The following is a 13,112-nucleotide window of genomic DNA, read 5'->3' on the forward strand; positions in this document are numbered from 1 at the left end:
TTGCATACAAAAAATGCACCAGAAGGCGTTTCCCCTATTGAAAGAAGGCCGAACCTGTTGCAGATAGCCTGCAGCGAATTCCCCATTATCACATCCAGAGGGAGGCCAACATGCCTATCACCGTCGGACAGGACAATGCCAAGACGCGCCGCACGCTCAGCGCCGGTGGCAAGTCGATTTCCTATTACTCGATCCCCGCAGCAACCGAAGCCGGCCTCGGCGATTTCTCGAAACTGCCGGCCGCGCTGAAGGTCGTTCTGGAAAACATGCTGCGCTTTGAAGACGGCGGTTTCTCGGTCTCGCTCGAAGACATCAAGGCCTTTGCGGAATGGGGCGCCAACGGCGGCCAGAACCCGCGCGAAATCGCCTATCGCCCGGCCCGCGTGCTGATGCAGGATTTCACCGGCGTTCCCGCCGTTGTGGACCTTGCCGCCATGCGCGACGGCATCAAGGCGCTGGGTGGCGACGCCCAGAAGATCAACCCGCTGAACCCGGTTGATCTGGTCATCGACCACTCGGTCATGATCGACGAATTCGGCAACCCGCGCGCGTTCCAGATGAACGTGGACCGCGAGTATGAGCGCAACATGGAGCGCTACCAGTTCCTGAAATGGGGTCAGGGCGCCTTCAACAACTTCCGCGTTGTGCCTCCGGGAACCGGCATCTGCCACCAGGTGAACTTGGAATACCTGGCCCAGACCATCTGGACCGACACCGATCAGGACGGCAATGAAGTCGCCTACCCTGACACACTGGTCGGCACCGACAGCCACACCACCATGGTCAACGGCGCGGCCGTTCTGGGCTGGGGTGTTGGCGGCATCGAAGCCGAAGCCGCGATGCTGGGTCAGCCGATCTCGATGCTGATCCCCGAAGTCATCGGGTTTGAACTGACCGGCGACATGGTCGAAGGCACCACAGGCACCGACCTGGTTCTGAAAGTCGTGGAAATGCTGCGCCAAAAAGGCGTTGTCGGCAAATTCGTCGAATTCTACGGCGAAGGTCTGGACCGTCTGCCGCTGGCGGACCGTGCCACCATCGCCAACATGGCACCGGAATATGGCGCGACCTGCGGCTTCTTCCCGATCGACGCGGAAACCATCCGTTACCTGCGCAACACCGGCCGCGACGAAGACCGTATCGCGCTGGTCGAAGCCTACGCCAAGGAAAACGGTTTCTGGCGCGATGCGGATTACGCACCGGTCTACACCGACACGCTGTCCCTCGACATGAGCAGCATCGTTCCGGCAATCTCCGGCCCCAAGCGTCCGCAGGATTACGTGCCGCTGACCAACGCCCAAGCCGCCTTCCGTCAGGAGATGGAAAACACCTTCAAACGCCCGATGGGCAAGGAAGTGGCCGTCAAGGGCGAAGACTACACCATGGAATCCGGCAAGGTCGTGATCGCTTCGATCACCTCCTGCACCAACACCTCCAACCCCTACGTGATGATCGGCGCAGGTCTGGTTGCGAAAAAGGCGCATGAGCTGGGCCTGAACCGCAAGCCCTGGGTGAAAACCTCGCTGGCGCCGGGGTCGCAGGTGGTGTCCGAGTACCTTGAGGCCGCAGGCCTGCAAGAGCATCTGGACGCTGTCGGCTTCAACCTCGTTGGCTATGGCTGCACCACCTGTATCGGTAACTCCGGTCCGATCCAGCAGGAACTCTCCGACGCCATCGCCGAAGGCGATCTGGTGGCAACCTCGGTCCTGTCGGGCAACCGGAACTTCGAAGGCCGCATCAGCCCCGATGTGCGTGCCAACTACCTGGCATCGCCGCCGCTGGTTGTCGCGTACGCGCTGGCAGGCACCATGGATATCGACCTGGCCAACGACCCGATCGCCCAAACTGCAGATGGCAAGGACGTCTACCTGAAAGACATCTGGCCCTCGACACAGGAAGTCGCGGACCTCGTGCAGGAAACCGTAACCCGCGAGGCCTTCCTGTCGAAATACGCCGATGTGTTCAAAGGCGACGAAAAATGGCAGGCGGTTGAAACCACCGATGCGGAAACCTATGACTGGCCCGCGACCTCGACCTACATCCAGAACCCGCCCTACTTCCAGGGCATGGGTACCGAGCCGGGCACCATCTCGAACATCGAAGGCGCCAAGCCGCTCTTGATCCTGGGCGACATGGTCACCACCGACCACATCTCCCCGGCGGGCTCTTTCGCAACCACCACACCGGCAGGTCAGTACCTGATCGAACGTCAGGTGGCCCCGCGTGAGTTCAACTCCTACGGTTCGCGTCGCGGCAACCACGAGATCATGATGCGCGGCACCTTTGCCAACATCCGCATCAAAAACGAGATGCTGGACGGCGTTGAAGGCGGCTACACCAAAGGCCCCGATGGCGAGCAGACCTCGATCTATGAAGCCTCGATGGCCTATCAGGAAGCGGGCACTCCGCTGGTCGTCTTTGGCGGTGAACAGTACGGCGCGGGCTCGTCGCGTGACTGGGCTGCAAAAGGCACCGCGCTGCTGGGCGTCAAGGCTGTGATCGCCGAAAGCTTTGAGCGTATCCACCGGTCCAACCTGGTTGGTATGGGCGTTATCCCGTTCGAGTTCACCGCTGGCGATACCCGCAAGTCGCTGAACCTGACTGGTGACGAAACCGTATCGATCCGTGGCCTCGACACCATCGAGCCGCAGCAGGAAGTGCCCTGCGACATCACCTACGCAGATGGCACCACCAAGGCCATCACGCTGAAGTGCCGCATCGATACCGCACCCGAGATCGAGTACATCGAACACGGCGGCGTGCTGCACTACGTGCTGCGCAACCTCGCGAAGTCGTAAGGCCCGCGCCACATGGAATCGCAAAAGGCGGCCCCCCGGGGTCGCCTTTTCTGTTAGAGGCCTTACCGAGAATAGCAAAAGAATAAGGGAGGAGTATCAGAGCATGACTGACACGACGAAGATAGGTCTGAAGGAGACTGGCTGCATCACCGGCTATCACGCCCATGTCTATTTCGATGCCGACACGGTGGAGCAGGCACTGGTCCTGTGCCAGCGCGCGGCAGAGATCTTTGGCGTCAAGATGGGCCGCGTCCATGACAAGCTGGTCGGCCCGCACCCGATGTGGTCCTGTCAGCTAGCCGCCGATCCGGAACAGTTTGCGCAGCTGCTGCCCTGGCTGGCGCTGAACCGGGACGGGCTGATTGTCTTTGCCCACCCCGAAACCGGCGATGAGCTGGCCGATCACCGTGATCATGGCATCTGGCTCGGCACCGGGCTGGAGCTGGAGCTGTCCCTGTTTGCCTAAATCAAAACGCGATGGCGCGGGACAAGGCTGCAAGGCCGCCGCGTATCGCCGACGCGCCCTCATGCGGCGGCGATTTGGCTACGGAACAGCTCCTCGGGTGCCTTCTACGGATGTGGCAAAGATAAACTGCCAAGCAGAAACACGGGGTTCGCCGCCCCGCGCATCGGCGATATCCGGCATTGCGGACAGATCCGAAAATCTACTGACCAGCCGCCTTTTCCATCGCGGGGCGCAACGTCTTTTCAACGACTGAGCTGGTCAGCGGCCCGGCAAAGCGCAGCACGATCTTACCCTCCCCATCGATCACATAGGTCTCGGGCACGCCATACAGGCCCCAGTCGATCGCCATGCGACCCTTTTCGTCCCGGCCAATGGCGGTATAGGGATCGCCCAGCTCGTTGAGGAAGGCCTCGGCGTTGTCCTGCTGGTCCTTATAGTTGACGCCGTAGATCGGCACGCCTTCGGCCGAGAGCGCCTCCAGCGTCGGGTGTTCGGCGCGGCAGGGCGCGCACCAGCTGGCCCAGTAGTTCACCAGCTTGACCGTACCATCGCGCAGGGTCGCATCGTCAAACGACGGCTTGCCGGTAAATTCATCCAGCACCACCGGCGGTGCTGTCTGCCCTTCGCGGGCAGATGGCAGGCTTTCGGGGTCCTCGCGGAACATACCCACCAGCGCTAGACCGACAAAACCGGCGAACACCACCACGGGCACCGCCATCAAAGGAGAGATCTTAGCCATTGCGCTTCACCCGGTTCTGCTCCAGCCGCTCCATCTCGGCCCGCACGCGGCGGCCACGCCACAGGGTGACGGCCACCAGAAGAACCAGCAGCAGGATCGACGCCGCGTAGGACGACAAGACAGTCTCCGAATATTTCCCCAGATCAGGCATCATGTGTCCAGTTTTTCCCGTGCCATCAGCGCCCGGATACGGCGGGCGCGAATTTCAGTTCCGGTGCGGTAGAACACCATTGCGAGAAAGAAAACCCCGAAGCCCAGCATGCAGACATAAAGCGGGTTGGAGAAAGCATCCGCGACGTTCTCTTTCTTATCAAGGCTGAGCGAGGCGCCCTGATGCAGACCCTGGTTCCAGAAGTTCACCGCATAGCGGCTGAGCACCGCAAAGACCGAGCCGACAAGGCACAGGATCGAGGTGAGATCCGCTGCCGTGTCCGGATCCTCAATCGCCTCCCACAAGGCGATATAGCCAAGGTAGAACAGGAACAGCACGAGGAAGGAGGTCAGGCGTGGATCCCATGCCCACCAGGTGCCCCACATCGGCTGCCCCCAGATCGCGCCGGTGACCAGCGCGATCAGCGTCATCACGATCCCAACCGGCGCGGCGGCACGGGCCGCAAGGGCGCTGACGTGGTGACGGCGCACCAGCCAGATCAGCGAGGCGACAAGCATCATGAACCAGGCGTTGATTGCCATCAGCGCCGAGGGCACGTGCAGGAAGATAATCTTGACGGTGGAGCCCTGACGATAATCGTCCGGTGTGAAGAAGAAACCCCAGATCAGCCCCACGGCCATCAGCAGGCCCGAGATCATCCACAGCGCAGGCATCACCCGCTCGGTGGTGGTCAGGAATTTCTTCGGATTGGCGTATTCCCAAATCGACATGGTGGCTATCTTGTTCCCCGCTCCCAAAGTTTCAAGTCTCTGTTCCCTGCTCTTTCGTCGCAGCTCTTCCGCAGCATCCCGGTCAGCGCAGATTGATACGCAAGACCGCGGCGCTGGCAAAGGGCAGAAGCGCGATCACCGCTGCGGAAATCCCAGCCAGCATCAACAGCGGCGTCTGCACGGCCATGCCTTCGGCTCCGCGGCGGGCCACTTCGGCGCCAAAGATCAGCGTCGGCACATATAGTGGCATCACCAACAGCGACAACAGCAGCCCACCGCGTTTCAGCCCCACGGTTAGCGCCGCGCCAAAGGTGCCGATCACCGACAGGGCCGGCGTGCCCAGAAACAGCGAAATTACCAGCCAGAAAAACCCCGGCATAGGCAGGTTCAGCAGCACTCCCAGCACCGGCGCCGCCAGCACCAGCGGCAGGCCCGTGGTGATCCAATGCGCCAGCGCCTTGATGGTAACAACAGATTCCAGCGGCAGCGGTGCGGTGGCCAGAAGATCCAGCGAGCCATCCTCCCAGTCCAGCGCCAGCAGCCGGTCCAGCGACAACAGGCACGAGAGCAGCGCCCCCAGCCACAGCACTCCCGGCGCGATCCGGGTCAACAGCTCGGAATTCGGCCCCACCGAGAATGGGACCATGACCGTCACGATCAGGAAAAACGCCAACCCAAGGCCAAAGCCACCCCCGGCCCGCACCGCCAGCCGCAGATCCCGCATCAGAAGAGCGATCATAAAAAGCCCTCGTCAAAATCATCGAGCGCAGGCAGGCGCGCCTTGAAGGGACCGACATCCAGCACCTCGGCCTCGGCAAGGCCGAGATCGATATGGGTGGCGATCAGGGCCGATCCGCCCTGCCCCAGATGCGCCCGCACCGCATCCGCGAACATGGTGACCGAGCGGGTATCGAGGCTGACGGTCGGCTCGTCCATCACCCAGATCGGGCGCCCTGTCACCAGCATCCGCGACAGGCCCAAACGGCGTTTCTGCCCGGCAGACAGCGCCACGGCGGGCCGGTCCTTCAAGGCAGTGAGGTCAAAGGCTTCAAGCGCGCGCGTGATGGAGGCAGAGCCAAAGACCCGCGCCCAGAATGTCAGGTTCTCCGTGACCGTCAGCGCCGGTTTCAACCCGTCTGAATGGGCCGCATAGGCGATCTGATCCTCGGCGCCGTCGATCTGCCCTGAGAGCGGCGATTGCAGCCCGGCGATGGTGCGCAACAGCGTTGTCTTGCCGATCCCATTCGGCCCCCGCAGGATCAGTGCACGGCCGGGCATAAGCTGAAAACTCAGCCCTTCCAGAACCGGCAACCCGCCACGGGCAATGCTGAGATCGGTTACATTCAATGTCATGAATAACTGACTATCCCATTGCGGCCCGGCGCAAAAGCCGTATTCCGCCCGGTCCGGTTCACACCGGCAATACGGCCAGGGCGATGCGGCGCCCTTCGGAAAGCAGAACGTTATAGGTCCGGCAGGCGGCGGGGGAATTCATCGTTTCCACCCCGATCCCGGCGCCTTCCAGCGCGCGGCGCAGATCTGCCGGGATATGCGCCACTTCGGCGCCGGTGCCGATGAACAGAACGTCAACCTCGTCCGCCAGCGCCAGAAGCGCCTCCTGATCATCATAGCCCCCCCAGGCCACCGTGCCGCGGGTGCCGGTCAGAACGGCGCCGTGATGCACCTCTCCGCCGATGCGAAAGAACCCCTCGCCATAGCCATCCACCGGCACGGCATCGGAATAGGTCACTTCATTCAGGCGCATGAGGCATCTCCCGGGAAACTGATTTGCCACTCTCCTACCACGGGGCAGGATGGGGCAAAAGCAAAAGGCCGCAAGCGATGCCTGCGGCCTTTGGTAGTTATTTGCTGCGCCCGGATCAGGCGTCGATATTGGCGAACTGATTGCCGGTCGGTGTCGATGGTTTCGACCAGTCGCGTTTGACCCCCAGCCAGAGCAGGATGGTCGAGGCCACGAAGACCGACGAATAGGTGCCGACAATGACGCCCCAGATCATCGCAAAGACAAAGCCACGGATCACATCGCCGCCCAGCACATAAAGCGAGATCAGAGCGATCAGCGTGGTGACCGAGGTCATCATGGTGCGGCTCAGCGTTTCGTTGATCGACAGGTTCAGCACCTCGGCCAGCGACTTCTTCTTGTAGCGGCGCAGATTCTCCCGAACCCGGTCGAAGACAACCACGGTATCGTTCAGCGAATAGCCGACGATGGTCAGCAGCGCCGCGATGATCGCCAGGTCGAACTTGATCTGCAATTCCGAGAAGATGCCGATGGTCAGCACCACGTCGTGCACCAGCGCCGCAACGGCCCCCAGCGCGAACTGCCATTCGAACCGCAGCCAGATGTAGACCAGCACCGCACCAATCGCCAGAACCACGGCGATGACGGCTGTCTGCACCAGCTCTCCGGACACCTTGGGACCAACGGATTCGACCGAAACGAACTTGATACCCGGCGCCACCGCATCCAACGCGGTGTTCAGCGCCTCGATCACATCGCCCGAAATCGCCTCGCCATCCGCCTGGGATTGGATGCGGATCATCGCAACGTGCTGGTCTTCGTCAAAGGTGGGGTCGAACACTTCGGTGATCGAAATATCGCCCAGCTCCAGCGGCGACATAGCATCGCGGTAGACCCCAACGTCGATGGCTTCGGTGCTTTCGGTGCGGATCGTGGTACCGCCGCGGAAGTCGATGCCAAAGTTCAACCCCTGAAGCATGAAGGAGGCAAAGCCCACCACCATCATCAGCGCCGAGACGCCCAGCCAGATCTTCCAGCGTTTGAAGAAATCGAAAGAGGTTCCTTCGGGAACAAGTTTCAGCCGCATCTTATACCTCAATCGTTTTCGGACGACGCCGTTCAAACCACATCACGATCATCACCCGGGTCACGAAGATCGCCGTGAACACCGAGGTCATGATGCCAAGGCCCAGCGTGATCGCAAATCCGCGTACCGGTCCAGATCCCATGGCGAACAGGATCACGGCGGTGATGAAGGTGGTGACATTGGCGTCAAGAATGGCGCTCAGCGCCTTGGAGTAGCCTTCGTCGATGGCGCGCGCCGGACCCCGGCCCGCTTTCAACTCTTCGCGGATCCGTTCGAACACCAGCACGTTGGCATCCACCGCCATACCGACGGTCAGCACGATCCCGGCAATGCCCGGCAACGTCAGCGTACCGCCAATCAGACTGAGTGCGCCAAAGATCAGCGCCACGTTCAGCATCAGCGCCAGATTGGCGAAGATCCCGAAGAGACCATAGGACAGCGTCATGAAGACGAGCACCGCGACAAAGGCAACAATGGTCGCGATCTTGCCCGCGTCGATACTGTCCTGCCCCAGTTCCGGGCCGATGGTGCGTTCTTCGAGGAACTCCAACCCGGCCGGTAGGGCACCTGCCCGCAGCAGAATGGCCAGGTTCGTGCTTTCCTCGATGGTGAAGTTACCGGTGATGATACCGGAGCCACCGGGGATATGCGCCTGAATGACCGGCGCCGAGACAACCTCGTCATCCAGTACGATCGCAAAGGGCGAGCCGATGTTTTCCGCCGTATAGTCGCCGAACTTGCGCGCGCCCGATGTATTGAAGCGGAAGGTCACCGCCGGGCGGCCGTTCTGGTCAAAGGACGGCTGCGCATCCACCAGCTCCTCGCCGGTCACCACCGGCGCGGCTTCGACGGTATAGAACACGCCCTCTTCATCCAGCGACGGGATCACCTTGTTGCCGACACCGGCGCGGGCGTCGGCGTCATTGCCGCGTCCCACAACCGGGTTGAACGTCAGCTGCGCGGTGGTGCCGATGATCTCTTTCAGCTCAGAGGCACTGCCGATACCCGGTACCTGGATCAGGATCCGGTCGGCGCCCTGACGCTGAATGGTGGGCTCACGGGTGCCAACCTCATCGATCCGGCGGCGCACGATTTCCAGCGACTGGCGCACCGTACGGTCATCCGAGGCAAGGCGCTCGGCCTCGCTCAGCTCGATGATGATCACATCACCCTCGGCAGAAACGACAATATCCGTTGCCCCGCCGCCGGTGAGGCTGGTGACCGGACTTGCCAGCCCACGCACCACTTCCAGCGCCCGGGCCATGCCATCGGGCTGGGAGATCTTGACGCGAATCTGCCCGTCCGGTGCCGGTTGCAGCCGGAAGGTGCCGATGGTGGCCCGCTCGGGGCGCAGTGCATCGCGCACCTCGGGCCAGAGCGCATCCATGCGCGCAGCATAGACATCGGCGACCTTGACCTCGGCCAGCAGATGCGCACCGCCGCGCAGATCAAGGCCCAGGTTGACCAGACCCGAAGGCATCCATTCGGGCCATTGCCCCGCCTGTTCGAGCCGCTCCGGAGTCTCCCCCTTCATCTCGATCGCGGCGACGGCATCATTGGCCTGTTCGACACGGGTGTAGAACGCATTTGGCAGGGCTAGCAAAAGGCCGGCCACACAGACCAGCCAGATCAGCACCCTCTTCCAGAGATCGATTTGCAGCATTGCCCTGCCTTTTCAGATATTTAAGATCAGAAGCTTACGCTGCCGGCTCGGTCTTGGACAGCACCTGAGCGATGGTCGAGCGCACAACGCGGACCTTGACGCCCTCGGCGACTTCGACTTCGACCTCGTTCTCTTCCTTGATCTTGGCAACCTTGCCGATCAGACCACCCTGGGTCACCACCTGATCGCCGCGGCGCAGGTTCTCGACCATTTTCTGGTGTTCCTTCATCTTCTTCTGCTGCGGGCGGATCAGCAGGAAGTACATGATCGCAAAGATCAGAATGAGCGGGAGAAACTGGCCAATCGTATTTGCGTCCAAGGGGATATTCCTTCTGTCTGGAGAGCCCATGCGGGGCTGCCTTATTTTGCAGGCGAACCTATGCGCTGGTCTGGACAGTTGCAAGGCAAAGGCGGTGCGACGATGTGCAGATTCCGCCTTGCAACACCCTTATACAAACCCCGTTGTGCCCTCTTCCTCTTTGGCTGCGGCTCGGGCATAGGTTTGGCACTGATTCAACGTCGTCTCTTATACAGGAGCCACCCCATGCACGACATCCGCGCGATCCGCGAAAATCCTGCCGCTTTTGACGCCGCTCTGGCGCGGCGTGGGGATGCGGCTGTGTCCTCTGAGGTGCTGGCCCTGGACGAGGCGCGCCGGGCCAAGATCCAGGCCGCCGAAGAAGCACAGGCCGCCCAGAACAAGGCCGCCAAGGCCATCGGCGCGGCCAAGGCCAAGGGCGACGAGGAAGAGTTCGAACGCCTGCGCAGCGAAGTTGCAGGCAAGAAGGCCGAGGTTGCAGCGCTGCAGACCGAAGCCAAGGAGCTCGACGCCAAGCTGACCGACATGCTGGCCCGCCTGCCCAACAACCCGGCCGAGGATGTGCCGGATGGGGCTGATGAGGACGACAACGTCGAGGTCAACCGCTGGGGCACGCCCGCGGAATTCGATTTCACCGCCAAGGAACATTTTGAGATCACCGGCGTCGCAACAGCCATGGACTTTGAGACCGCCGCCAAGGTTTCTGGCTCGCGCTTTGTCTTCCTGAAAGGCGCAGTAGCACGCATTCACCGGGCGCTGGCACAGTTCATGATCGACACCCACGTCGATGAGAATGGCCTGACCGAGGTGAACTCCCCTGTTCTGGTGCGCGACGAAGCAATGTATGGCACCGACAAGCTGCCGAAATTCGGCGAGGACAGCTATCAGACCACCAATGGCTGGTGGCTGGTGCCGACCTCCGAGGTGCCGCTGACCTATTCCGTCGCAGAGGATGTGCTCGATGCCAGCGCGCTGCCGATCCGCATGACCTCCCATACCCTGTGCTTCCGCTCCGAAGCGGGCTCCGCGGGCCGCGACACCTCGGGCATGCTGCGCCAGCACCAATTCGAAAAGGTCGAAATGGTTTCGGTCACCCACCCTGACGAGTCCGACGCCGAGCAGAAACGCATGCTGCGCTGCGCCGAAGGGTTGCTGGAGAAGCTGGGCGTGCCCTATCGCACCGTGATTCTGTGCACCGGTGACATGGGCTTTGGCGCGCGCCGCACCTATGACATCGAAGCCTGGCTGCCCGGCCAGAATGCCTATCGCGAGATTTCCTCGGTCTCGACCACCGGCGATTTCCAGGCCCGCCGCATGAACGCGCGTTTCCGCCCCGAAGGCGGTGGCAAGCCCGAGTTCGTGCACACCCTGAACGGATCGGGGCTGGCCGTGGGCCGCTGCCTGATCGCGGTTCTGGAAAATGGCCAGCAGGCGGATGGATCGGTCAAACTGCCCGAGGCGCTGGCGCCCTATCTGGGCGGCAAGCTGACCCTGACGGCAGAGGGCGCACTGGCCTGAGCCCAACTCCCCAGACCTGAAAACAAGAAAACCGGCCCCGAGAATGCGGGCCGGTTTTTCTTTGTCGTGCTACAGGCGCGTCGCAGGCGTTGGCTTCAACCCTTTGTCTTCTTGGATTTCTTCGCCTTTGCCGTTTTGTCCTTGGCTGGTTTGGCCTTTTCGGCTTTTGCCTTGCCCGGCTTTTCCTTTCCGGGTTTCTCCTTGGTGGCCTTATCGCTTGCATCCAGTTTTCCGCCGCTCTTCTTGCGGGCCAGGATGGCTTCAGCCTTGGCCTTTTCCCGCTCGATCGCCTTACGCGCCTTGGCCTTCACGCGTTTGGCTTTTTCCTTGGCCTTCACGCGCGCTTCGGCCATTTCCAGCGCCAGCGCCTCGGCCTTCTTGGCGGCCTTGCGCGCCTTGATCTTGGCCTTGGCAGCTTTTTCCTCGGCCGCGAGCCGGGCCGCCTCGGCGGCGGCGAGCGCGGCGTTCAGCTGGGTTGCATCCTCAGGCGGGACCTCACGGGTCACCTTCGCCGGCCTTGCGGCAGGGCGACCGGTGCGCACCGGCGCGGTCGGACGCTGCTGTGCGGGCGCAGCCACAGCCTGCGGTGCAACGGCGGCCTGCTTCAGGCGCGCGGCGCGCGCGGCCCCAATGCCGGGTACCTTGCTCAGATCTTTTTCGCTGATCGCTGCCAGCGCCTCGACCGACGTGATCCCCTGATCCTTCAGCGCCTTTTCCAGCGCGGGACCAACCCCTTTGAGATCCTTGAGAGCCGTCATTTCAATCTTCCTTTTCTTTTCCCGGCAGCTACACGGGCTGCCGGAATGGGCTGCCGTACCTGGCGTGCCCTTAGTATGCAATGCGCGTTTCAGGCCGGAAAGGGCACCAGGCGTTTTTGCTCTTCATCCCACAGTTTCAGGGACAAAGCGCGCAAAGCTTCATCAAATGAGATCCGCCGCAGCGCAAATTCAGGCGGCAGATTATAGTGGCACTTCCGCAGGCGATAGCTGGGGATCCGGGCGTTGAAGTGATGGATGTCGTGCAGGGTGATATTGGCGACGGCAAAATCGAAGAACCAGCCGAAATCCAGGCAGGAGGACCCCTGCAACGCTGCCTCCTGCGGGTTCAGATCCGGGCGACGATCCCAGTAGGTGTCTTCAAAGTTATGCTGCAGATAGACCAGAAATACCCCGATCATGCCGCCAAGGAAGGAAAACGCCAGCCACACCCACAGACCCGTCGGGCCTGCCACGTAATAAAGCAGGGAAATCAGCGCAATGATCACCATATTATGCAGCAGCACCCCCAGAATGCCGAACTTGGTGGTGTTCTTGGGCCAGCGGTAGCGAATGAAATAGGTAAAGGCCGATCCCACCGGCACCAGCACCAAGGGGTTGCGGTAAAGCCGATAGGTCAGCCGCTCCCAGAACCCCGCCTCCTTCCATTCGCGCAGTGTCATCGTGTGTATTTCGCCGGTTTCCCGGTGTTCCAGATTGCCGATATTGGCATGGTGCAGGTTGTGGTTCTGCTTCATCACCTCGAACGGCGCAAAGGTGAAAGGCGACAGGACGTGGCCCGCGATTTCGTTTTGCCTGCGGGTTTCGAACAGTGAATGGTGCCCGGTATCATGCTGCAGCACATAAAGCCGCACCGCCGCAAAGGCAAAGATCACCCCTGCTGGAATCAGGATATACCACCGCTCGACATAGGCGATGGCCAAGTAGAGGGATAGAAAGTAGACCGCGAAGGTGCCGAAATAACTCAATGCCGCCAGGCGGTTATCTTTCTTAGTATATTCACGCGTGTAAGTTCTCAGGTCCATGAGACTTCCCTTAAATACGCTCTGTGACGCCGGTGTAAAATCTCCGGGCGCTTGACGTTTAAAAACTCCATTGGCTG

General features: G+C 61.4%; 14 protein-coding genes. 3 read left to right on the forward strand and 11 right to left on the reverse strand.

Annotation, left to right across the window (positions count from 1 at the left end; translation table 11 throughout):
• The first annotated feature begins 110 nt into the window (after positions 1-110).
• Positions 111-2,798, forward strand: a complete 2,688-nt coding sequence (acnA, locus tag SM765_RS08940) for an aconitate hydratase AcnA (protein WP_274837167.1) — start codon at positions 111-113, stop codon at positions 2,796-2,798.
• A gap of 103 nt (positions 2,799-2,901) precedes the next feature.
• Complete coding sequence (locus tag SM765_RS08945) at positions 2,902-3,264, forward strand: DOPA 4,5-dioxygenase family protein (protein ID WP_274837168.1); 363 nt, start codon at positions 2,902-2,904, stop codon at positions 3,262-3,264.
• A 199-nt stretch (positions 3,265-3,463) separates the two neighbouring features.
• Here the strand turns inward: SM765_RS08945 and SM765_RS08950 are convergent, their stop codons facing one another.
• The 9 genes from SM765_RS08950 to yajC form a co-directional block, all read right to left on the reverse strand.
• Positions 3,464-4,003 carry a DsbE family thiol:disulfide interchange protein gene (locus tag SM765_RS08950; RefSeq protein WP_065270464.1) on the reverse strand — a complete coding sequence of 180 codons (540 nt, stop codon included), beginning with the start codon at positions 4,001-4,003 and terminating at the stop codon, positions 3,464-3,466.
• On the reverse strand, positions 3,996-4,157 hold the full coding sequence (gene ccmD, locus SM765_RS08955; protein ID WP_065270465.1) for a heme exporter protein CcmD: 162 nt from the start codon (positions 4,155-4,157) through the stop codon (positions 3,996-3,998). The genes SM765_RS08950 and ccmD overlap by 8 nt, the downstream gene beginning before the upstream one ends.
• A complete protein-coding gene (locus SM765_RS08960; protein WP_065270466.1) occupies positions 4,154-4,885 on the reverse strand; it encodes a heme ABC transporter permease in 732 nt (243 codons plus the stop codon). Before SM765_RS08960 ends, ccmD begins: the two co-directional genes overlap by 4 nt.
• A gap of 82 nt (positions 4,886-4,967) precedes the next feature.
• Complete coding sequence (gene ccmB / locus SM765_RS08965; protein ID WP_274837169.1) at positions 4,968-5,624, reverse strand: heme exporter protein CcmB; 657 nt, start codon at positions 5,622-5,624, stop codon at positions 4,968-4,970.
• Positions 5,621-6,238: a heme ABC exporter ATP-binding protein CcmA gene (ccmA, locus tag SM765_RS08970; protein ID WP_274837170.1), complete on the reverse strand. Its 618-nt coding sequence runs from the start codon at positions 6,236-6,238 to the stop codon at positions 5,621-5,623. The genes ccmB and ccmA overlap by 4 nt, the downstream gene beginning before the upstream one ends.
• 58 nt (positions 6,239-6,296) lie before the next feature.
• On the reverse strand, positions 6,297-6,650 hold the full coding sequence (locus tag SM765_RS08975) for an Mth938-like domain-containing protein (RefSeq protein ID WP_065270469.1): 354 nt from the start codon (positions 6,648-6,650) through the stop codon (positions 6,297-6,299).
• A 115-nt stretch (positions 6,651-6,765) separates the two neighbouring features.
• On the reverse strand, positions 6,766-7,734 hold the full coding sequence (secF, locus tag SM765_RS08980) for a protein translocase subunit SecF (RefSeq protein ID WP_065270470.1): 969 nt from the start codon (positions 7,732-7,734) through the stop codon (positions 6,766-6,768).
• Position 7,735: 1 nt separating this feature from the next.
• Positions 7,736-9,397 carry a protein translocase subunit SecD gene (gene secD, locus SM765_RS08985; protein ID WP_274833477.1) on the reverse strand — a complete coding sequence of 554 codons (1,662 nt, stop codon included), beginning with the start codon at positions 9,395-9,397 and terminating at the stop codon, positions 7,736-7,738.
• Positions 9,398-9,431: 34 nt separating this feature from the next.
• Positions 9,432-9,746, reverse strand: coding sequence for a preprotein translocase subunit YajC (gene yajC, locus SM765_RS08990; RefSeq protein ID WP_116560284.1), 315 nt, complete (start codon positions 9,744-9,746; stop codon positions 9,432-9,434).
• Between the two features lie 195 nt (positions 9,747-9,941).
• On the opposite strand from yajC, the gene serS reads away from it, so the two are divergent.
• Entirely contained in the window at positions 9,942-11,234 is a 1,293-nt protein-coding gene (gene serS / locus SM765_RS08995) for a serine--tRNA ligase (protein WP_065270473.1), read from the forward strand.
• Between the two features lie 95 nt (positions 11,235-11,329).
• Here serS and SM765_RS09000 read toward each other — a convergent pair whose 3' ends face one another.
• Both SM765_RS09000 and SM765_RS09005 read right to left on the reverse strand, forming a co-directional pair.
• Entirely contained in the window at positions 11,330-11,992 is a 663-nt protein-coding gene (locus tag SM765_RS09000) for a helix-hairpin-helix domain-containing protein (protein ID WP_065270474.1), read from the reverse strand.
• 89 nt (positions 11,993-12,081) lie between these two features.
• Positions 12,082-13,035: a fatty acid desaturase gene (locus SM765_RS09005; RefSeq protein WP_065270475.1), complete on the reverse strand. Its 954-nt coding sequence runs from the start codon at positions 13,033-13,035 to the stop codon at positions 12,082-12,084.
• Between the last annotated feature and the right edge of the window lie 77 nt (positions 13,036-13,112).

The organism is Pseudophaeobacter sp. 1A09344, from assembly GCF_041008745.1.
GTDB lineage: Bacteria > Pseudomonadota > Alphaproteobacteria > Rhodobacterales > Rhodobacteraceae > Phycobacter > Phycobacter gallaeciensis_A.

Excerpts from the sequence above, each read along its gene's own strand:
- acnA (WP_274837167.1), top strand. The coding sequence starts at position 111 with ATGCCTATCACCGTCGGACAGGACAATGCCAAGACGCGCCGCACGCTC.
- SM765_RS08945 (WP_274837168.1), top strand. The coding sequence starts at position 2,902 with ATGACTGACACGACGAAGATAGGTCTGAAGGAGACTGGCTGCATCACC.
- SM765_RS08950 (WP_065270464.1), bottom strand. The coding sequence starts at position 4,003 with ATGGCTAAGATCTCTCCTTTGATGGCGGTGCCCGTGGTGGTGTTCGCC.
- ccmD (WP_065270465.1), bottom strand. The coding sequence starts at position 4,157 with ATGATGCCTGATCTGGGGAAATATTCGGAGACTGTCTTGTCGTCCTAC.
- SM765_RS08960 (WP_065270466.1), bottom strand. The coding sequence starts at position 4,885 with ATGTCGATTTGGGAATACGCCAATCCGAAGAAATTCCTGACCACCACC.
- ccmB (WP_274837169.1), bottom strand. The coding sequence starts at position 5,624 with ATGATCGCTCTTCTGATGCGGGATCTGCGGCTGGCGGTGCGGGCCGGG.
- ccmA (WP_274837170.1), bottom strand. The coding sequence starts at position 6,238 with ATGACATTGAATGTAACCGATCTCAGCATTGCCCGTGGCGGGTTGCCG.
- SM765_RS08975 (WP_065270469.1), bottom strand. The coding sequence starts at position 6,650 with ATGCGCCTGAATGAAGTGACCTATTCCGATGCCGTGCCGGTGGATGGC.
- secF (WP_065270470.1), bottom strand. The coding sequence starts at position 7,734 with ATGCGGCTGAAACTTGTTCCCGAAGGAACCTCTTTCGATTTCTTCAAA.
- secD (WP_274833477.1), bottom strand. The coding sequence starts at position 9,397 with ATGCTGCAAATCGATCTCTGGAAGAGGGTGCTGATCTGGCTGGTCTGT.
- yajC (WP_116560284.1), bottom strand. The coding sequence starts at position 9,746 with ATGGGCTCTCCAGACAGAAGGAATATCCCCTTGGACGCAAATACGATT.
- serS (WP_065270473.1), top strand. The coding sequence starts at position 9,942 with ATGCACGACATCCGCGCGATCCGCGAAAATCCTGCCGCTTTTGACGCC.
- SM765_RS09000 (WP_065270474.1), bottom strand. The coding sequence starts at position 11,992 with ATGACGGCTCTCAAGGATCTCAAAGGGGTTGGTCCCGCGCTGGAAAAG.
- SM765_RS09005 (WP_065270475.1), bottom strand. The coding sequence starts at position 13,035 with ATGGACCTGAGAACTTACACGCGTGAATATACTAAGAAAGATAACCGC.